This is a genomic window from Rathayibacter sp. VKM Ac-2803, assembly GCF_009807175.1.
Taxonomy (GTDB): domain Bacteria; phylum Actinomycetota; class Actinomycetes; order Actinomycetales; family Microbacteriaceae; genus Rathayibacter.
Genome location: NZ_WUCD01000001.1, coordinates 938,454 through 957,691, shown reverse-complemented (window position 1 = coordinate 957,691; position 19,238 = coordinate 938,454). Strand labels below are relative to the sequence as shown.

Below are 19,238 nucleotides of genomic sequence, written 5' to 3'. Positions count from 1 at the left end.
GACACCATGAAGTTTCGGCGCGTCATCGCAGTCGGAGGCGTCCTCGCTCTCGCCGCCGGCCTCACGGCCTGCTCCGGCGGCGGAGGCGACTCGAGCGGCGGAACGGACGGCACCCCCGAGGGGGAGATCACCGTCCTCACCCAGCGCACCGACCTCATCCAGGACGGCACGTTCGACGAGTACGCGAAGCAGTTCACGGAGGCGTACCCCGGCACCTCGGTCAAGTTCGAGGGCATCACCAACTACGAGCAGGACGTGACGACCCGTCTCTCCTCCGGCAACATCGGCGACGTGCTCGCCCTGCCGACCTCGGTCGCACCGGATCAGTTCTCGGCCTTCTTCGAGCCGCTCGGCACCACCGAGGAGCTCTCGAAGACCTACCGCTTCACGGAGCCGAAGGCCTACGAGGGCACCGCCTACGGCATCGCCCAGTTCGGCAACACGATGGGCTTCGTCTACAACAAGAAGGTCTGGAGCGAGGCCGGCGTCGACGGCATCCCGACCACGCCCGACGAGTTCCTCGCCGACCTGCAGCTCATCAAGGACAACACCGACGCGACTCCGTACTACACGAACTACAAGGACGCGTGGCCGCTGTCGCAGTGGAACGGCGACCCGAGCATGCTCGGCGACGCCGACGCCAACAACGCGCTGAACAGCGACGAGACTCCCTGGACCGGTGACGACTCCTACGTCGGCATCTCGGACGGACTGCTCTTCGACATCGTCAAGAACGGCCTCTCGGAGGAGGACCCGACCACCACCGCGTGGGAGGGCTCGAAGGCCATGATCGCCACCGGCGAGGTCGCCACCATGTACCTCGGCTCCTGGGCGATCCAGCAGATGAAGGACGCGGCCACCACCGCCGGCACCGACCCCGCCGACATCGGCTACATGCCCTTCCCGTACCAGGCCGACGGCAAGTTCGTCGCGACGCTCGCCCCCGACTACTTCAGCGCCATCAACAAGAAGTCGGACAACAAGGCGACCGCCATGGCCTGGATCGAGTGGTTCACGCTCGAGTCCGACTACGCGGCCAAGTCGGGTGCGATCGGCACCGCCATCGACAGCCCGAACCCCGACACCCTCGCCGACTTCACCGAGCTGGGCGTCGAGTACCTCGAGCAGGACGCCGCTCCCGCCGGTGAGGAGAGCGTGCAGGCCGACATCATCAAGGCCTCGCAGGTCGACCTGACCGGAGGCATCTACCGCCAGAAGCTCGTCGACATCGCCCGCGGTGCCGCCGACGGAGACAAGGAGTCGGCCTTCGCCGACCTCGACTCCCGCTGGGCCGAGGCCATCGCCTCGATCGAGTGACCGACTCCGGAGGCGGGGTGCCCACGCGCCCCGCCTCCGGATCTCGTCTTCATCCACTTCGACCAGCGGGACTCCAGACATGACCGAGATCATCGGCGCCACGGGCGTCGCCTCCACCCGGGCGCTCGCGGGCGCCTCCCCCGTCGTCAAGCGCCGGCGCGGGCTGAGGGGCCCGAACGGCGAGCTGAGCATCACGCCGCTGCTCTTCCTCGCGGTGCCCCTCGTCCTCCTCATCACGCTGACCTACTACCCGGTCGGCAACATGATCTGGTACTCGTTCACCGACTGGGACGGCATCTCGCTCGAGAAGGACCCGATCGGGTTCGACAACTACCTGCAGATCTTCACGAAGCCGGAGTACTTCCAGGTCTTCTTCGTCAGCCTCTACTACTTCGCCGCCTCGTTCGTGCAGATGTTCATCGCGCTCTACTTCGCGACCCTGCTCAGCTTCGACACCCGGTTCCGCAACCTCTTCAAGGGCATCATCTTCTTCCCCTACCTCCTCAACGGAGTGGCGATCGCCCTGGTGTTCCTCTTCTTCTTCCGGCCCGGGGGAACGCTCGACGCGACCCTGGCCGGCCTCGGCCTCGCGCAGACCGGCACCACTCCGCTCTGGCTCGGCGATCCCGACTGGGTCAACGTCTCGCTCGGCGGGGTGTCGATCTGGCGCTACACCGGCCTCAACTTCGTGCTGTTCCTCGGAGCGATCCAGTCGATCCCCGACGAGATCTACGAGGCGGCCGACCTCGACGGCGCCAACTCGTGGCACAAGTTCCGCTTCATCATCGTGCCGGGCATCAAGCGCATCATCAGCCTGTCGTTCATCCTGGCCATCGCGGGATCGCTGTCGGTGTTCGAGATCCCGTACATCATGACGGGCGGCTCGAACGGCAGCTCCACCTTCGTCATCACGACGATCCAGCAGGCCTTCGTCTTCCAGCGGGTGGGCTTCGCCTCCGCCATGGCGGTCATCCTGCTGATCGTCGTCCTGCTCGTCACCTACGTCCAGCGCCGGCTCGTGCCGGACGACGACGTGGCCCTGAACTGATTCGGGGCCCCGAACTGATTCGTGGCCCTGAACTGATTCGACAATCACTGATCCGTCTGGAGACGTCATGACCTCCGCACTCGCCGCGCCGCAGCGGCACCGGGAGCGCTCGCTCGCCCCCCATCCGATCCGGCGGTTCCTCGCCGTCTTCGGCAAGTACGCGTCGCTGATCGCCTTCAGCCTGCTGCTCCTTCTGCCACTCGTGGTCATCGTGTTCGCGAGCTTCAAGACGGCGCAGGAGTACGCGACGACCTCGCCGATCACTCCCCCGCAGAACTGGCTCAACTTCGAGAACTTCGGCACGGCCTGGGTCGGCGGCGACATGCTCCGCGGCTTCGCCAACACCGGCCTCGTGCTGACGCTCTCGATCATCGTCACGATCCTGATCGGCACGATGGCCGCCTACGCGCTCGACCGGTTCGAGTTCCGGGCCAAGAAGCTGGTGTTCGCGCTGTTCCTGATCGCGACGCTGGTCCCCGGAGTCACGACCCAGGTCGCGACGTACCAGGTCATCAACGGCTTCGGCCTGGTCAACACCTACTGGGCGGCGGTGCTGCTCTTCTCGGGCACCGACATCGTCTCGATCTACATCTTCGTGCAGTTCATGCAGTCGATCCCGAAGAGCCTCGACGAGGCGGCGATGCTCGAGGGCACCAGCCGCTTCGGCATCTACTGGCGGATCATCCTGCCGCTGCTGCAGCCCGCGATCGTCACCGTGATCATCATCAAGGGGATCGCGATCTACAACGAGTTCTACATACCGCTGCTGTACATGCCGACGCCCGAGCTGAACATGGTCTCGACCTCGCTGTTCCGCTTCATCGGGCCGTTCAGCTCGTCGCAGCAGATCATCGCGGCGGGGGTGCTGATCGTGATCGTGCCGACGCTCGTGATCTTCGTCTCGCTGCAGCGCTTCATCTACAACGGCATCACCAGAGGGGCCACCAAATGACCACGTCCGTCCGACCGACCACCGTCCGACCGACCACCGTCCGACTCCACGAGGGCTGGAGCGTCGAACCGCTCCCGGGGCGCCTGGTGCCCCGCGCCGTCGCCGCCGCCGGCCCGATCGCGGCCGTCGTCCCCGGCACCGTCCACACCGACCTGCTGGCCGGCGGCCTGATCGAGGACCCGTACATCGGCACGAACGAGAAGCTGCAGGAGTGGGTCGGCAGCACCTCGTGGCGCTACACGACCACCTTCACCGCCTCCGCCGACGGCGCCGACCGCGCCGACCTCGTCTTCGAGGGGCTCGACACCATCGCGACCGTGCGCCTGAACGGCGAGGTCGTCCTCGAGAGCCGCAACCAGCACCGCAGCTACCGCGTGCCGGTGCAGGGCCGCCTCGTCGACGGCGAGAACACGCTCGAGGTCGTCTTCGCAGCGCCCGTCCCGGCGGCCGACCGGGCCTCCCTCGAGCTCGAGTACCGCCCGCACGTCAACCACCACCCCTTCAACGCGATCCGCAAGTCGGCCTGCAGCTTCGGCTGGGACTGGGGTCTCGACACCTCGACCAGCGGCATCTGGCGCCCCGTTCTCCTCCAGTCGTGGTCGACGGCGCGGATCGCCGAGACGATCGTGTCGGCGGATGTCGACGGGAACGACGGGGTCGTCGACCTGCGCGTCGCGGTCGACTCGGTGACCTCCGACGCGCTCGAGGTCGTCGCGAGCGTCGGGGGCACGACTCTTCGCGCCGACGTCGTGGACGGCGAAGCGCGGCTCCGCCTGGCGGTGGCCGACGTGCAGCGCTGGTGGCCCCGCGGCTACGGCGAGCAGACGCTCTACGACCTCGCGATCTCGCTCGAGGCGGGCGGCGAGGTGCTCGACGAGCGCACGAAGCGGATCGGCTTCCGCACCGTCCGCGCCGACACGACTCCCGACGACGCCGGCACCCCGTTCGTGCTGATCGTCAACGACCGCCCGGTCTACGTGAAGGGCGTCAACTGGATCCCCGACGACACCTTCCCGCACCGCATCGACGCCGAGCGCTACCGCGCGCGGCTCACGCAGGCCGCCGACGCGAACATCAACCTGATCCGCGTCTGGGGCGGCGGGATCTTCGAGAGCGACGACTTCTACGACGCCGCCGACGAGCTGGGCCTGCTGACCTGGCAGGACTTCCTGCTCGCCTGCGCCGCCTACGCCGAGGAGGAGCCGCTCTTCTCCGAGATCGTCGCGGAGTCGCGCGAGGCGGTCATCCGTCTGGGCTCGCACCCCTCGCTCGTGATCCTGAACGGCAACAACGAGAACATCTGGGGCCGCGTGGAGTGGGGCTGGGACTCCCGGCTCGAGGGCCGCACCTGGGGCGAGGGCTACTACTACGACGTGTTCCCCGGGCTCGTCGACGAGCTCGCGCCGCACGTCGTCTACACGCCCGGCAGCCCCTTCTCGCCCGACCGCTCGCAGCACCCGAACGACGCTCTCAACGGCACGACGCACCTCTGGGAGCACTGGAACCGCGAGGACTACCCGCGCTACCGCGAGGTGCGCCCGCGCTTCGTCTCCGAGTTCGGCTGGCAGGGCCCGCCGACCTGGGCGACGCTCTCCGAGGCGATGCCCGATGAGCCGCTCACGCCCGAGTCGCCCTCGATGCTCGTGCACCAGAAGGCGATGGAGGGCAACGTCAAGCTCACCGACGGCCTCGTCGCGCACCTGCCGCTGCCGAACACGATGCCCGAGTGGCACTGGGCGATGGGGCTCAACCAGGCCCTCGCGATCCGCACCGCGCTCGACTGGTTCCGCTCGCTGCAACCGCACAACACCGGCGCGATCGTCTGGCAGCTGAACGACAACTGGCCGGTGGTCTCGTGGGCGGCCGTCGACGGCTACGGGCGGAAGAAGCCGCTCTGGTACGCGATCCGCGCGGCGTTCGCCGACCGCGTCGTGACCGTGCAGCCCGAGGGCGGGCGACTCGAGGCGTCGCTGTCGAACGACACCGACGTCGACTGGACGGGGACGCTGCGCGCCTCGCGGCGGTCGTTCGACAACGAGGTGCTGTCCGAGACCTCCGCGACTCTCGAGGTGCCGGCACGCACGACGATCCGCGTGCCGCTCGACCTGGGCGCGCCTGCCGACGCGGCGGCCGAGCTGCTCGTCGCCGAGTTCGGCGGAGAGCGCGGACTGTGGTTCTTCGCCGAGTTCCGCGACTCCGCGCTGCGCTCTCCGTCATCGGCCGAGGCATCGCTCGAGACCGAGGCGCACGCGGTCGACGGAGGCGTCGACGTCACCGTGACGGCGCGCAGCCTCGTCCGCGAGCTGGCGCTCCTGGCCGATGTCGCCGCTCCGGACGCCGAGGTCGACGACATGCTCGTGACCCTGCTGCCGGGCGAGAGCGTCACGTTCCACGTCCGCACGGCGTCCGGGGTCGCTCCGGAGGCGTTCACCGCGCCCGAGGTGCTCCGCAGCGCCAACACGCTCCTCGCGGCGGTGACCGCATGAGCGTCGACCTGTCCGCGCTCGACGAGCACTTCTCGGGGATGACCTGGGGCTGGACCGGTGTCCGCGGCACCTGGGCGACTCCGCAGGCCGAGCACTCGCTCGACGAGATGCGCCCGCTCGGCCTCAACTGGGTCACCATCGCCTTCGCGACGCTGCAGGACACGGTCGTCTCGACCGAGATCCCGTGGCGGGAGGCGCCGACGCCGACCGACGACGAGGTGCGCTGGGCGATCCGCGCCGTGCACGAGCGCGGCTGGAAGGCCGTGCTGAAGCCGACCGTCAACTGCCGCGACGGCCTCTGGCGCGGCTACATCGGCTTCTTCGACTGGGACGTGCCCGGCGAGGCGCACTGGGGCGACTGGTTCGCCTCCTACACCGAGTACATCGTGCACTTCGCCGAGATCGCGGAGCAGGAGGGGGCCGAGATGCTCTGCATCGGCTGCGAGATGGTGCGCAGCGATCCGCGCCAGGCCGAGTGGCGCGCCCTCGTCGCCGAGGTGCGGAAGGTCTACTCCGGCATCGTCACGTACAACTGCGACAAGTACCAGGAGGATCACGTCGAGTGGTGGGACGCGGTCGACGTGATCTCGGCCAGCGGCTACTACCCGACAGGGCAGTGGGAGGAGCAGCTCGATCGCATCGAGCCGGTCGCCCGGCGCTCCGGCAAGCCGTTCCTCTTCATCGAGGCCGGCTGCCCGAGCCGCGACACGTCTCCCCAGCGCCCGAACGACTGGACGCTGCAGGGCGCGCCGTCGGGGAAGGCGCAGGCCGACTACCTCGGCGAGATGTTCGAGGCGTGCCGCTCGCGCGACTGGGTCGGCGGCTTCGCGCTGTGGGACTGGCCGGTCGCGCTCTACGACCCGGCCGAGGCGGAGTCGGACACCGACTACTGCATGTACGCGAAGCCGGGTCAGCAGGTCGTCACCGACTACTACGCGTCGCGCGCGCTCGACGCCCCCTGATGGGGGTCGGTGGGGCGGGCCGGCAGGAGTTCTCGAAGCACCTCGACGGCTAGCATTCAGACACCTGCCCGCCCGCGGCTCACCGCGGATCCTCTCGAAAGATCTGCCGTGAACTCACGCCGCCGCCGGCCCCTCGTCCCCCTCACCGCGCTCGGCCTCGCCGCCGCGCTCCTCACCACCGGGCTCGCCGCGAGCCCCGCGTCGGCGGCTCCCGTCTCGGACGCGTCGACCGGCCAGAAGACCGCTCGCGAGGTCGTGCAGGCCGACGCCGCCGCCGGCGAGGTGGTGCTCTCGGGCACCATCGCGCTGTCGGACGTCGACGAGGCGCACCCCGCCCCGACCGGCGCCGCGTACTCGCTCCGTGTCGAGAACGCCGCGTTCGAGGAGGTGACCACCGTCGTCGTCGAGTCGACGTTCTCGATCACCCTGCCCGGCGGCGAGGACTACTTCCTGCGCGCCTCGGTGATCGGCGACTCCGCCTGGTACCCCGTCTGGTACGGCGACGACACCCCGATCGACGTCGAGGCCGAGCCTCTCGCCACGACCACCGCCGGCCTCACGATCACGCTCCCGCGGAACGCCCCGGTCTCGGGCACGGTCACGGCGGACGCGGTCGCCGGAGTCACGACCACCGCCCTCGAGGTGCAGGCCTGGTGGTACGAGGAGGGCAGCGACGCCTTCTACAAGCTCGGCGGCGACGCTCCCGCCGCGGGCGCCCCCACCACCGCCGTGCCGTGGTCGCTCGTGGCGATCCCCGCGGGCGAGTACGTCTTCCGCTCGGCCGAGGACACCTACCCGGCCTACGACGACCAGTACTTCTCGAAGCTCCCCCGGCTCGTCGAGCAGGCGGTGACCACGGTCCCTGCCGCCGGTCTCACCGGCGTCGACTTCACCCCGGGGATCTACGGCTCGAGCGTCTCGCGCCTGCAGGGCAGCGATCGCTACGCCACCGGAGTGGCCATCACGAAGTCGACCTTCGACACCGTCGACGTCCTCTACATCGCGAGCGGAGCGAACTGGCCCGACGCCCTGAGCGCCGGCCCCGCCGCCGCCGCGCAGAAGGGCGCGCTGCTGCTGACCGACCCGAACGAGCTGTTCGACGTCGTCGCCGCCGAGATCGTGCGCCTCGACCCGGAGCGGATCGTCGTCGCCGGCAGCTCCCTCTCGGTCAGCGACGCCGTCCTCGACGACATCGCGAGCCTCACCGACGCCCAGGTCGACCGCATCGCCGGCTCGGACCGCTACGACACCTCCCGGAGGCTCGTCGCGGACGCGTTCCCCGACGGCTCCTACGACTCCGTCTTCCTCGCCACGGGCAACGCGTTCCCGGACGCGCTGTCCGTCGCCCCGATCGCCGGACGACGCGGCGAGCCCGTGATCCTCGTCGACGGAGCGAAGCCCGAGCTCGACGCGGCGACGAAGGCCGCCGTCGGCGACCTCGACGCGACGAACGGAGTGCTCCTGGGACGCGCCGGCTCCATCTCGCAGGGCATCCAGAGCAGCCTGCAGTCCTCAGGCGCTGTGCAGGCCGTCAAGCGGGTGGCCGGCGTCGACCGCAACGACACGAGCCGACAGCTCAACGAGGCCTACCGGCCGTCGCTGCTGACCGACACCGCCTTCCTCGCCTTCGGCAACGGCTTCGCCGACGCCCTCGCCGTCGGCCCGGTCGCCGCGGCGGTCGGTGCCCCGCTGTACCTCAGCGAGGCGACCTGCCTGCCCCGCGACACCCGCACCGCGCTGCAGAGGAACAGCCTCGACTACGTGACGCTGCTGGGCAGCCGCCTGACCCTGGCGGCGCCGCTGGAGTCGCTGACGGTCTGCCCGTAGGGCGATCGCGGGAGGGGGCACGGGCTCGACGCCTCCGACCACTAGCATTCAGAAATCCCGTGTCCTCCGCGGCCCGCCGCGACGTCCAGAAAGCTCTCCTGTGACTCCTCGCCGCCGCCGCACCCTCCTGCTGTCCCTCTCCTCCGTCGCGATCGGCGCGCTCGCCGCCGTGGGGTTCGCCGCCCCGGCCTCGGCCGCCTCGGCGCCGATCAGCGGGTCGATCACGTCGCCCGCCGGCGTCGCGGGGAGCCACCGCTACGTCGTGCAGGCGTGGTCGGTCGACGGGGACTCCTTCGACGAGGCGGAGCTCGCCGGCTCCACGACGACCACGCTCGCCAGCGGAGCGACGGGCGCCTACACGCTGCCGGCGCTGCCGTCCGGGTCGTACACCGTCCGCGTGCTCGAGCAGCCCGCGGGCTCCGGCGTTCCGACCGTGGCCGACGAGTTCTGGATGGACACCGACTGGGTCCGCGCGGCGACGAGCGTCGAGGTCGGCGAGTCGCCGGTCTCGGACATCAGCTTCACGCCGGAGGCCTACTCCTTCTCCTCCACGCGGATCGAGGGCGGCGACCGCTACGCGACCTCGGTCGCGACGACGCAGAGCGTCCAGCCCGGCGTGCCGGTCCTCTACCTCGCCAGCGGCGAGAAGTGGGCGGACGCGCTGAGCGCCGGGCCCGCGGCGGCGATCCAGGGCGGCGCGCTGCTGCTGACCGACCCGAACACTCTGTTCGCCACTGTCTCGGCCGAGATCGAGCGGCTCGCTCCGGTGAAGACCATCGTCGTCGGCAGCGAGCAGACCGTCTCGGCGGCCGTCTACTCGCAGATCGACGCCGTCGTCGGCGACCTCGAGCGGATCGGCGGCAGCGACCGCTACGACACCTCGCGGCAGATCGTCGCCGACGCGTTCCCCGCCGGATCGGCCGACGACGTGTTCCTGGCCACCGGCGGCAACTTCCCCGACGCGCTCTCGGTCGCTCCCGTGGCCGGCCGCTCGGGCGAGGCCGTGCTCCTCGTCGACGGGGCGGAGGACGACCTCGACGCGCCGACGACGGCCGCGCTGAAGCGCCTCGACCCGACCACCGCCGTGGTGATCGGCCAGGAGCCCTCGATCTCGGCGGGTATCGAGACCGCGCTGACCGCCTCCGGCGCCGTCGACGACACGACGCGCATCGGCGGACCCAGCCGCTACGCCACCAGCCGCCTCATCAACGAGGCCTTCCCCCCGGCGCCGCTCACCGACACCACGTACATCGCCTCGGGCGAGGGCTTCGCCGACGCCCTCTCGGGAGCGACCGTCGCCGCGGCGAACGGCGCCCCCATCTCGCTGAGCTACCCCTCCTGCGTGCCTGCCGAGACCGTCGACTCGCTGAAGCGCCTGCACCTCGACTACGCCTTCGTGCTCGGCAGTGAGCTGACGCTCTCTCGCGCGATCAGCACCGTCACGCCCTGCTGACCCGGGGCGAGCAGTGAGCAGCACCCCCCTCCTCGTCGGCATCGAGACCGGAGGGACGAAGGTCGTGGCGGCCGTCGCCTCCGCCGCCGCCCCCGAGACGATCCTCGCGACGACGACCCTGCCGACCCGCGGGCCGGTCGAGACGCTGGCCGATCTCGCGGCCTTCGTGCGCGACCCGGGAGTCGACGGCACGGTCGGCGCCGTCGGCCTCGCCTCCTTCGGCCCGCTCGACGTCGACCCCGCATCGGGCGACTACGGCCGCCTCACCTCGACGCCCAAGCTCGACTGGGAGGGCACGGACGTGCTCGGCCCGATCGGCGCCGCCGCCCCGGGCGCGCGACTCGGACTGGTGACCGACGTCAACGGCGCCGCCCTGGGCGAGGCGCGCTGGGGAGCCGGGCTCGGCGTGCCCGACTTCGCCTACCTGACGGTCGGCACGGGCGTCGGCGGCGGCCTCGTCTCGAGCGGCGGCCTGCTCGCCGGCAGCGGCTGGCCCGAGGTCGCGCACATCCTGCCCCGCCGCCACCCGGAGGACCGCTTCGACGGGATCTGCCCGTTCCACGGCGACTGCATCGAGGGCCTCGTGAGCGGCCCCGCGATCTCGGCGCGATGGGGAGTCGACGGTTCGCGCCTCGGCCCCGACGACGCCGCCGCGAACCTCCGCTTCAGCTCCTCCTACCTCGCGCAGCTCATCACCACGCTCGCCTACGTGACCGGCGTGCGCCTGGCGATCGTGGGCGGCGGCGTCTCGAAGACGCCCGGGCTCGTCGCCGCGGTCGAGGCGGAGGCGGCGCGGCTGATGGGCGCGCCCGGCGCCACGGGCACGGGCGGCGGTCCGGTCCGCGTCGTCCGCCCGACCCTCGGCGACGAGGCCGGCGTGCGCGGCGCCCTCTCGCTGGCGGAGTCGCTGCTGCGCTGAGGACTCGCCCCTCCCTCCCTTGCTGATCGAGTAGCCCCTGCGGGGCTACTCGATCAGCAAGGGAGGGCGACGGGCGCCGACTTCTCCCCATCGCTGAGACCCGGAGCCGCTGCGGCCGCTAGGCGTCGAGCTCGTCGAGCTCGCGCAGGGCCTCGCGGGCGCGCTCGAGGCGGTCCGCCTCGGGCTCGTCCCACCAGGCGGGGCCGCGCTCGCCGAGGCCGTGCTTCGCGAGGCCGACGCGGCGGCGAGCAGCGGCGACGGCATCCGGGTCGCCCTTCGCGGCGCGCACACCCGAGCGCCCGCGGCCGAGGTGCGACGTCAGGGCCGTCACGACGTCGTCGGGGAGGCTCGGGTCGGTACGCCGCCACCGGCGCCCGCCGATCACGAGCCAGCGCTCGTCGTCCTCGGTCATCGCGCGCGACCGTTGACGCGGTCGCCGGTGCTCGTCAGGTCGACCTCGGCCGGCAGGGGCAGCGCCTCGATCGTCCCCTCTGCGGCGAGCGCCAGCAGGGCGTCGACCAGCTCGCGCGAGCCGCCGACCACGGTCGAGTCGAAGTCGATCTCGCTCGCGAGGTACCAGGCCCGGTCCTCGGGCCAGAGCGCCATCGGGGTCTGCACGGTCAGCCCCGACGCGTCCGCGAATCCGGAGTCGCGCGCCCAGCGGGTGTCGGTCAGCGCACGGACGTCGAGCGCGAACAGCAGGCAGTCGCGGCCCGGCAGCTCGAGGTACGGCGCCGACGCGACGAGCCCGAAGCCCTCCCAGAACGCGGCGAGGCAGTCGTCGGGAGTCGCGGTGCTGAGCGCCAGCACTCCCGCGATCGCGGCGAGCTCGTCGAGCGGCAGCTCGCCCGTCCGCGGCGGGCTGTAGACGTCGGAGTGATCCGCGACGAGGTCGCCCCACTGGGCGAGAGGGTGCAGCACCGTGCCCTCGCGCTCGGCGACGGCGCGCCAGCGGAACCGCTCGTCCGCCCCGAGGCCGGCGGGGTGCAGGATCCGCACGGCCGCCTCGAAGACGGGCGGGACGATGCCGTCGAAGGTCCCGAAGCGGCCGAGCGCGTCGAGCACCCACCGGCCGCGCTCGACATCGGTCGCGGCGCGGAGGGGTCCCATCGCGCCAGGCTAGCGGGGGGCCGTCGCCGGAGACAGGGCGTCGAAGGCGCGGGCCGGTCCCGGTGCATCGCGCAGGGCCGCGGACAGGGCGTCGAGACGATCGCGCGCGTCGCCGTCGAGCGCGAGCATCCGCCGCGCGGCCTCCGCGAGGTCGGCGACGACCGCCGTGTTCGGATCGAGCGCCAGAGCGACGCCCGCGTCCTCGAGCGCGGCGGCTCCGGCGAACTGGTCGGTCGAGAACGGCAGCACGACGAGCGGGACTCCCGCGGTCATCGACTCCGTGACGCTGTTGTTGCCGCCGTGCGTGATCGCCAGACGGGCGCGACCGAGCAGGGTGACCTGCGGGAGGAACCCGCGGACCAGCCAGCCCGACGGGACGACGCCGAGCGACGAGAGCGCCGTCGCTCCGGAGGCGAGGGCGACCCGCACCGGCCGGCCGTCGATCTCGACGTCGGCGAGCGCCGCGACCACCCGGGCGAGCACGTCGTCGCGCACCGAGAGGAAGCTGCCGAAGCTCACGTAGACGATCGGCGCGTCGGAGGCGGCGAGCCACTGCTCGACCTCCTCGTCCCGCTTCTCCGAGCGCACGGCCGAGCCGAGGAACGCGTGCGGAGGCAGCAGCGCCGTGCGCGCCGCATCGTGCAGCTCGCCGGGGTAGTTGAGCAGCAGCACGTCGCCCGTCTCGGCGAAGGCGTCGGTGCTGGGCGGCGCGCTCGGATCGAGCGCGGCCAGCGCCGCGTTCCACTCCGCGGTGAAGGAGTCGCGGACCCGCTCGCAGAGCGCCCGCAGCTCGGAGGTCTCCGCGGCCGCGGGCGCGAAGGCCGCGGGCCAGGCGGGCGGGAAGCCGTAGACCTCGCCCGGCACGGTCAGCGCGCTGGGGTGGCCGAGCACGACGTCGCCGTAGGGCACGCCGAGCGCGCGGAGGGCGACCCGGGCGGTGAAGGCGAGGTGGTCGACGACGATCGCGTCGGGCTGCACGTCGTCGAGGATCTCGCGGAGGCGCACGGAGACGCCGGCCGGGTCCCAGAGCAGGTCGGTGAGGCGCTCACGGGCCTGGTAGGCCAGCGTCGGCACCATGCCGAGTCGCGTGGCGTCGAAGAAGCCGCGGAGCGACTCCCCCTCGTCGGGCGCCTGCTCCTCGGCGCGGATGGTGCCCGCGTTCGAGCCGCGGCCGAGGCGGAGCGGCGTGTGCTCGAAGCCGAAGCCGTCGACGATCGCGCGGGTCGCCTCTCCGGTCGCCACGACGACGCGCTCGCCGCGATCGCGCCAGGCGGTGCCGAGCGTCGCGAGCGGGAGCAGGTGCGAGGCGTAGTCCGGGCTGACGATGAGCAGGGTCATGACGCTCCCAGCACGAGTCCCGAGTGGAACGGGCGCTCCTGCTCGGCCGTCGCCTTCGCGTAGACGCCGGTGAGCGCCCGGGCCATGGCCCGGATCGTGTACCGCTCGGCGACCATCGCGCGGCCCCGTTCCGCCGCGTCCGCGGCGAGCGGCCCGCCGGCGAGGTCGAGGGCGCTGCCCGCGGCGCGGGCGAGAGCGGCGCGGTCGGAGGTGTCGATCAGGAAGCCGGTCACGCCGTCCTCGACGTAGGTGGCCGGGCCGCCGGTCGCCGGGGCGACGACCACGAGCCCGGCGGCGAGCGCCTCCAGGAGTGCGATGCCGAACTCCTCCTTGACGCTCGCGCAGACGTAGGCGCCGCCCGGCGCCGAGAGCCCGGGGCGGCCGTGGCGCACGGCGCCGAGCCAGCGCGCGACCGTGCCGTTGGGCCGGTGGCCGGCGAGCAGCAGCCCGTCCGCCGCGGCGGCGGCGATCCGGTCGAGCTGCTCGCGCTCGTCAGGGCTCGGGTCGGTCAGGTCGCCGCCCACGAGGACGAGGTTGGCACGCTCGCGCAGGGCGGGATCGTGCGCCCACGCCTCCGCGAGTGCCGCCATGCCCTTGACCCGGTGCAGGCGCCCGACGCTGAGCAGCACCGGCAGCGAGCGCCGCTCCTCGGGGAGCTCCGCGAGCAGCGCGTCGAACGAGGCGAGGTCGTCGCGCACATCGGGTGCGACGACTCCCCCGGCCGCCGAGATCCGGGCCGCCTGCTCGCCGCGCTCGACGAGGCGCACGTCGATCCCCTCCGGCACGACCGTGTGGCGCTCGGGGTGGGCGGTGATGTCGATGCCGATCAGCTCGCGCATGCTCGTCGCGAGATCCTCCCGGGGGAAGAGCACGGTGTGCGCGGCGTCGGCGGCGAGCCGCTGCACCAGCCGCACCCGGAACCAGAAGTGCTCGGACGAGTCGCGGTCCCCGAAGTCGGCGCGGGAGAGCGCCCCGGAGGCGTCGAGTCCGGCGATCAGCGCGTGCGGGTCGGGAGCGACCGTGAAGACGGTGGGGATGTCGAGCTCGCGCGCGACCGCGGCGGCCGCCAGCGAGCCGACGTCGGCCATGCGCAGGTGCAGCACGTCCACGCGGCCCGCGGCGCGCAGCACGCGCCGGATCCCGCGCTCGGCGGCGACACGACGCGGCCAGGCCTGCGGCATCGGCACGGGCAGTCCGACGAACGGCACCGGCGCGAATCCGTGGCCCGAGACGGGCAGATCGGCGAGCGCCCGCTCCGCCTCGGTCGGGGTGCCGCGCGAGAGGGTCAGCACGCGCGCGACGCCCTCGGCGCCGAGAGCGTCGCCGAGACGCACGAGCAGCGTCGCGATGCCGCCGTTGTCACCCGCGCCGACGCGGGTCAGCGAGCCGTCGATGTCGGCGTGGACGAAGAGCTGCGCGACCGTCGGCCCGGCCTGCGAGGCGACGAGGGGAGCGCGGTCGGCGAGCGCGAGGCGGGCGACCGCGCCGAGCTGGCCCGCGTCGTCGGCCAACCGGGTCAGGAGGAGTGCGGCATCGTCGGACCGGCGCTCGCCCAGCGCGTCCGCGGCGGCCATCCGCACCTCGAAGCACTCGTCGCCGTCGGCCGCGAGGTGCAGGAGGCTGCGCTCGGCGATCGCGCCCGGCACCAGTCCCAGCGTCTCGGCGTAGCGGGCGCGCACGTCGAAGTCGCGCTCGCCGATCAGGGCGCCCTCGAGCGCGAGCGAGAGGAGGTCGGGGGTCGACGGCGCCCAGAGGAGAAGGGTGCGCTGCGCGAGCATGCCCGCGAAGCCTCCCGCGCGCAGCATCCGGAGCAGCGGGCCGATCGCCGCGGGGCGGGGCAGGCGGCCGCCGAAGGCCCAGGCGGCGTGCTCGCGCAGGAACGCGCGATCGTCGGCGAGCAGCGCCAGGAGGGCGAGGTCCGCCTCCTCGTCGAAGACCTGAGCGAGCGAGTGCACCGCGGCGATGGCGGTGAGCTGGTCGGAGGGGTCGAGAGCGGCGCGCATCAGCAGGCGGACGGCGCGGCCGCCGCCGTCGCTCACCGCCGCGATGGTCAGCTCATCGGCCGCCCGGATCGCCTCGAGGAGGGTCGGAGCGCTGCGAACGGCATCGAGAACGGTCTGCACGGCCACGGTTCACCTGGATCTCATCGGTACGGGGAGCAGGCCGAGACGCACTCGGCCACCCTGAGACTGCCAAGCCGACGGCTGGGATTTCACCTCTTGCGCGCGGGTCGAACCCGCGCTAGGCCGTTCTGTCAAGGGATACCGTGCGGGCGCGAGTGATGCAGGTCAGGCGCGCGTCCACTCCAGCAGCCGCTCGAGCGGCCACGTCGTCACGGTCCGCTCCTCGGGGACGCCGAGCCGCTCGGCGCGCTCGGCCCCGTAGTCGAGGAGCCCCAGCTGGCCCGGGGCGTGGGCGTCGCTGTCGATGGCGAACAGGCAGCCCGCCTCGATCGCGAGGGCGATCAGCTCGTCCGGCGGATCCTCGCGCTCCGGTCGCGCGTTGATCTCGACCGCGGTGCCGTGATCGGCGCAGGCGCGGAAGACGGCGGCGGCGTCGAACGTCGACGGCGGGCGCGTGCCCCGCTCGCCGCTGACGAGCCGGCCGGTGACGTGGCCGAGCACGTCCGTGCGCGGATCGGACGCGGCCGCGACCAGCCGCGCCGTCATCTCGCGGCTCGGCATCCGCAGGGTCGAGTGCGCGCTGGCGACCACGACGTCGAGGCGGTCGAGCAGCTCGTCGCTCTGGTCGAGCGAGCCGTCGTCGAGCACGTCGACCTCGATCCCGCTGAGGAGCCGCAGCGGGCCGGTGTCGAGGGTCGCGAGGTGCTCCAGCTGCTCCTCGAGGCGCTCGGCGCTCAGCCCGTGCGCGACGCGCAGCCGAGGCGAGTGGTCGGTGAGGGCCAGGTACTCGTGGCCGAGCGTCCGCGCCGCGTCGACCATCGCGGCGACCGGAGTCGCGCCGTCCGACCACTCGCTGTGGCAGTGCAGATCGCCGCGGAGGCGGCTCCGCAGCGCGCTGACCGGCAGCGACGCGGCTCCGCGCAGCTCGGCGAGGTAGTCGGGCACCCGCCCCTCGCGCGCCTGGCTGATCACGGTGAAGGTGGTGTCGCCGATCCCCGCGGCCCGCCGCACGGCCGCGAGGTCGTCGCGCTCGGCGTCGGGCATCGCCTCGAGCACGGCGATCGCCTTCCGGAACGCCTTGGCCCGGTACTTCGAGGCGCGCTCCTGCTCGAGCAGCGCGGCGATCTCGGCGAGTGCCGTCAGTGGGTCCATCAGCCCGGTCTACCAGAGGCTCCGCCGCCGGTCAGCCCCTGCCCTCGACCAGGATCCGCAGGGCGTCGCGCACGAGGGCCGCGCCGGTGGCGCCTCCGTAGTGCGCGGCGAAGCGCTCGTCGGCGACGTACATCTCGCCGAGCCCGAGCAGGTACTCGTCGTCGGGGGCTCCGGAGGCGTCCCGCGGGATCCCCGGGACGGAGTCCAGCCAGCGGCGGTGCCGCTCGGCCAGCGCCTGCGCCTCGGGGCCCGCGGGATCCGCGCCCGCCTCGGCCGCGGCCGCCCAGTCGTCGGCCAGCCGCTTCTGCGAGCGCTGCCACTCCTCCTTCTCCGTCGCGCTCATCGAGCGCCACCAGCGGTCGCTGTCCGCGTACGCGGCCGGCCCCCAGCGCCGCTCGACCTCGTCCTGGTACCGCGTGTGGTCGAAGCCGTCGAACATCTCGTCCGCCATGAGCTCCTCCCCTCCTCTCATCGTCGTGATCGTCCTGCGCACCGCGGCGATCCGCCGCTGCAGCAGCTCGCCCTCCTCCTCGAGCCGGTCGAGGTGCCGTTCGAGCGCCTCGGCGGCATCGGTCTCGCGGCGGAGGATCCCGGCGATCGCCGGCAGCCCCAGCCCGAGATCGCGCAGCAGCAGGATCCGCTGCAGCCGCACGAGCGCCTCGGCGTCGTAGAAGCGGTATCCGTTCGCCGCCACCCGGCTCGGCTCGAGCAGTCCCTCCGCCCCGTAGTGACGGAGGGTCCTGCTGGTCGTCCCCGCCAGGCGGGCGACCTCGGCGATCGGCCAGTCGCGCATCGGCGCCTCCCTCGGTGCGCACCGGCGGGGTGCCGGCGACGTCTCCGACGGTAGGCGTTGACGGTGCGTCAAGGTCAAGGTCGTCGCCTGGTCAACTGCTGAGCAGACGTTGCCTGCGGGACAGACGCGATATATCGTGTCTCACACCAACTCGCGTTATATCGCGTATCAGCCCCGCCCCACCCGGGCGCAGGAGAAGAGGAGCACCATGTCTCTCGAGAAATGGCTCGTGCAGGCGGGCGAATCGAAGGTCGTCGACCTCGACGTCGTCCGATCGCTCAAGCTCGCCCTGGTCGGAGGTCAGATCGACGTCATCGCGCACGACGAGCCGACCGCCCGCGTCGAGGTGCACAGCGTCAGCGGCCGTGCCCTCAAGATCTCGATGGACGGCGACCGTCTCGAGATCGACCACATCCAGCTGCGCTGGGACACGATCGTCGACGTCGTGAAGGGCCTGGGCCGCCGCGGCGACCGCGCCGACGTCAGCCTCCTCGTCCCCCGCGGCGTCGAGCTCAAGTTCGACACCGTCTCGGCCGACGGCCTGGTCTCGGGTCTGCACAGCGACGCCCGCGTCTCGACCGTCGGCGGCGACATCGTCCTCGACGGCCTGCACGGCGACATCGAGGTCAACACCGTCCACGGCGAGCTCTCGGTGCGCAGCCACACCGGCCGCGTCACCGCGCACACCGTCTCGGGCGACGTCACCGCCGCCGGCGACCTGACCCGCTTCTCCGTCGACGGAGTCTCGGGCAGCGTCTTCGTCGACGCCGAGGGCACCCCCGATCAGATCCAGGCCAACACCGTCAGCGGCGACCTCACCGTGCGGATCGACGAGAGCCTCGGCGCCCGGTACCGCATCAACACCGTCTCGGGCACGCTCCAGCTCGACGGCTCCGTCGTCCGCGGCACCTTCGGCCGCGGCTACACCTCGACCACAGGCTCGCTCGACTCCCAGTGGATCGACATCGCCGCCAACTCGGTCTCGGGAGACGTCACCGTGGTCCGCCGCGTCGCCGCCCCGACCCCGGTCGACGAGCACGCCGGCTGGGGCTCGCCCGATGCAGGCGCACGCCCGACCGACGGAGGCGTGCTGTGAGCCCCATCTTCGCGCACGGACGCCTGCGCCTCTACCTGCTCAGCCTCCTCGCCGAGTCGCCCAAGCACGGCTACGAGCTCATCCAGGCGCTCAGCGAGCGCTTCGGCGGCACCTACTCCCCGAGCGCCGGCACGGTCTACCCGCGCCTCGCGAAGCTCGAGGAGGAGGGACTCGTCACCAAGGAGGCCGACGGCCGCAAGACGGTCTACTCGATCACCGACGAGGGCCGCGCCGAGCTGTCGAACCGCGCGACCGACCTGGGCGACATCGAGGACGAGCTGACCGACTCCGTCCGCCGCCTGGCCGACGAGGTGCGGCTCGGAGTCGCGGAGGCGATGAAGAGCCTCCGCGCCGACCTCGCGAGCGCCGCCCGTGACGCCCGCGGGCCGTCGGAGCAGCGCACGCCCGAGCACTCGACCGAGGAGCCTCGCCCCCGAGACGCGGAGACCCCTCAGGAGACCGCGCCCGCGGCCGACGCGCGCACCGCCTCCCGGCTCGCGCTGCGCGACGCGGAGGTGCTCCTCACCGAGTTCCGCGACGAGCTGCGGGCCGAGCTCCGCACCGCGGTCTCGCGCGGCGGAGTGACGGCCGAGAGCGTGTCCGCGCTGCGGTCGGCCCTCGAGCAGGCGCGCACGGCGGTCCGCTCGACCCTGAAGTAGCCG

General features: G+C 72.3%; 16 protein-coding genes. 10 read left to right on the top strand and 6 right to left on the bottom strand.

Annotation, left to right across the window (positions count from 1 at the left end; translation table 11 throughout):
* The first annotated feature begins 6 nt into the window (after positions 1–6).
* The 8 genes from GRS96_RS04435 to GRS96_RS04400 all read left to right on the top strand — a co-directional run bounded on the left by GRS96_RS04435 (position 7) and on the right by GRS96_RS04400 (position 10,964).
* A complete protein-coding gene (locus GRS96_RS04435; protein WP_159987823.1) occupies positions 7–1,317 on the top strand; it encodes an ABC transporter substrate-binding protein in 1,311 nt (436 codons plus the stop codon).
* A gap of 79 nt (positions 1,318–1,396) precedes the next feature.
* The gene (locus GRS96_RS04430; RefSeq protein WP_159857838.1) at positions 1,397–2,365 is read left to right on the top strand and encodes a carbohydrate ABC transporter permease; all 969 of its coding nucleotides are present in this window, start codon (positions 1,397–1,399) and stop codon (positions 2,363–2,365) included.
* Between the two features lie 67 nt (positions 2,366–2,432).
* Positions 2,433–3,317: a carbohydrate ABC transporter permease gene (locus tag GRS96_RS04425; protein WP_159987822.1), complete on the top strand. Its 885-nt coding sequence runs from the start codon at positions 2,433–2,435 to the stop codon at positions 3,315–3,317.
* Entirely contained in the window at positions 3,314–5,803 is a 2,490-nt protein-coding gene (locus GRS96_RS04420) for a glycoside hydrolase family 2 protein (protein ID WP_159987821.1), read from the top strand. The genes GRS96_RS04425 and GRS96_RS04420 overlap by 4 nt, the downstream gene beginning before the upstream one ends.
* Positions 5,800–6,765 carry a glycoside hydrolase family 113 gene (locus GRS96_RS04415; protein WP_159987820.1) on the top strand — a complete coding sequence of 322 codons (966 nt, stop codon included), beginning with the start codon at positions 5,800–5,802 and terminating at the stop codon, positions 6,763–6,765. The genes GRS96_RS04420 and GRS96_RS04415 overlap by 4 nt, the downstream gene beginning before the upstream one ends.
* 108 nt (positions 6,766–6,873) lie before the next feature.
* Complete coding sequence (locus tag GRS96_RS04410) at positions 6,874–8,592, top strand: cell wall-binding repeat-containing protein (RefSeq protein ID WP_159987819.1); 1,719 nt, start codon at positions 6,874–6,876, stop codon at positions 8,590–8,592.
* A 100-nt stretch (positions 8,593–8,692) separates the two neighbouring features.
* Positions 8,693–10,045: a cell wall-binding repeat-containing protein gene (locus tag GRS96_RS04405; protein ID WP_159987818.1), complete on the top strand. Its 1,353-nt coding sequence runs from the start codon at positions 8,693–8,695 to the stop codon at positions 10,043–10,045.
* A 13-nt stretch (positions 10,046–10,058) separates the two neighbouring features.
* Complete coding sequence (locus tag GRS96_RS04400) at positions 10,059–10,964, top strand: ROK family protein (RefSeq protein WP_159857850.1); 906 nt, start codon at positions 10,059–10,061, stop codon at positions 10,962–10,964.
* Positions 10,965–11,082: 118 nt separating this feature from the next.
* Here GRS96_RS04400 and GRS96_RS04395 read toward each other — a convergent pair whose 3' ends face one another.
* The 6 genes from GRS96_RS04395 to GRS96_RS04370 all read right to left on the bottom strand — a co-directional run bounded on the left by GRS96_RS04395 (position 11,083) and on the right by GRS96_RS04370 (position 17,480).
* Positions 11,083–11,376, bottom strand: a complete 294-nt coding sequence (locus GRS96_RS04395) for a biopolymer transporter Tol (RefSeq protein WP_159857852.1) — start codon at positions 11,374–11,376, stop codon at positions 11,083–11,085.
* Positions 11,373–12,074: a hypothetical protein gene (locus GRS96_RS04390; RefSeq protein WP_159857853.1), complete on the bottom strand. Its 702-nt coding sequence runs from the start codon at positions 12,072–12,074 to the stop codon at positions 11,373–11,375. The genes GRS96_RS04395 and GRS96_RS04390 overlap by 4 nt, the downstream gene beginning before the upstream one ends.
* A gap of 9 nt (positions 12,075–12,083) precedes the next feature.
* Entirely contained in the window at positions 12,084–13,412 is a 1,329-nt protein-coding gene (locus tag GRS96_RS04385) for a glycosyltransferase (protein ID WP_159987817.1), read from the bottom strand.
* Positions 13,409–15,541, bottom strand: a complete 2,133-nt coding sequence (locus GRS96_RS04380) for a glycosyltransferase (protein WP_159987816.1) — start codon at positions 15,539–15,541, stop codon at positions 13,409–13,411. Before GRS96_RS04380 ends, GRS96_RS04385 begins: the two co-directional genes overlap by 4 nt.
* A gap of 159 nt (positions 15,542–15,700) precedes the next feature.
* Positions 15,701–16,687: a PHP domain-containing protein gene (locus GRS96_RS04375; protein ID WP_159987815.1), complete on the bottom strand. Its 987-nt coding sequence runs from the start codon at positions 16,685–16,687 to the stop codon at positions 15,701–15,703.
* A 31-nt stretch (positions 16,688–16,718) separates the two neighbouring features.
* Positions 16,719–17,480 carry a MerR family transcriptional regulator gene (locus GRS96_RS04370; RefSeq protein WP_159987814.1) on the bottom strand — a complete coding sequence of 254 codons (762 nt, stop codon included), beginning with the start codon at positions 17,478–17,480 and terminating at the stop codon, positions 16,719–16,721.
* Between the two features lie 208 nt (positions 17,481–17,688).
* Between GRS96_RS04370 and GRS96_RS04365 the strand changes: the two genes are divergently transcribed.
* The gene (locus GRS96_RS04365; RefSeq protein ID WP_235022051.1) at positions 17,689–18,576 is read left to right on the top strand and encodes a hypothetical protein; all 888 of its coding nucleotides are present in this window, start codon (positions 17,689–17,691) and stop codon (positions 18,574–18,576) included.
* Positions 18,573–19,235 carry a PadR family transcriptional regulator gene (locus GRS96_RS04360; RefSeq protein WP_159987813.1) on the top strand — a complete coding sequence of 221 codons (663 nt, stop codon included), beginning with the start codon at positions 18,573–18,575 and terminating at the stop codon, positions 19,233–19,235. Before GRS96_RS04365 ends, GRS96_RS04360 begins: the two co-directional genes overlap by 4 nt.
* Positions 19,236–19,238: the final 3 nt, after the last annotated feature.

Bases quoted from the DNA above. Each gene is read 5' to 3' on its own strand.
- GRS96_RS04435 (WP_159987823.1), top strand. From the start codon at position 7: ATGAAGTTTCGGCGCGTCATCGCAGTCGGAGGCGTCCTCGCTCTCGCC.
- GRS96_RS04430 (WP_159857838.1), top strand. From the start codon at position 1,397: ATGACCGAGATCATCGGCGCCACGGGCGTCGCCTCCACCCGGGCGCTC.
- GRS96_RS04425 (WP_159987822.1), top strand. From the start codon at position 2,433: ATGACCTCCGCACTCGCCGCGCCGCAGCGGCACCGGGAGCGCTCGCTC.
- GRS96_RS04420 (WP_159987821.1), top strand. From the start codon at position 3,314: ATGACCACGTCCGTCCGACCGACCACCGTCCGACCGACCACCGTCCGA.
- GRS96_RS04415 (WP_159987820.1), top strand. From the start codon at position 5,800: ATGAGCGTCGACCTGTCCGCGCTCGACGAGCACTTCTCGGGGATGACC.
- GRS96_RS04395 (WP_159857852.1), bottom strand. From the start codon at position 11,376: ATGACCGAGGACGACGAGCGCTGGCTCGTGATCGGCGGGCGCCGGTGG.
- GRS96_RS04390 (WP_159857853.1), bottom strand. From the start codon at position 12,074: ATGGGACCCCTCCGCGCCGCGACCGATGTCGAGCGCGGCCGGTGGGTG.
- GRS96_RS04385 (WP_159987817.1), bottom strand. From the start codon at position 13,412: ATGACCCTGCTCATCGTCAGCCCGGACTACGCCTCGCACCTGCTCCCG.
- GRS96_RS04375 (WP_159987815.1), bottom strand. From the start codon at position 16,687: ATGGACCCACTGACGGCACTCGCCGAGATCGCCGCGCTGCTCGAGCAG.
- GRS96_RS04370 (WP_159987814.1), bottom strand. From the start codon at position 17,480: ATGCGCGACTGGCCGATCGCCGAGGTCGCCCGCCTGGCGGGGACGACC.
- GRS96_RS04365 (WP_235022051.1), top strand. From the start codon at position 17,689: ATGTCTCTCGAGAAATGGCTCGTGCAGGCGGGCGAATCGAAGGTCGTC.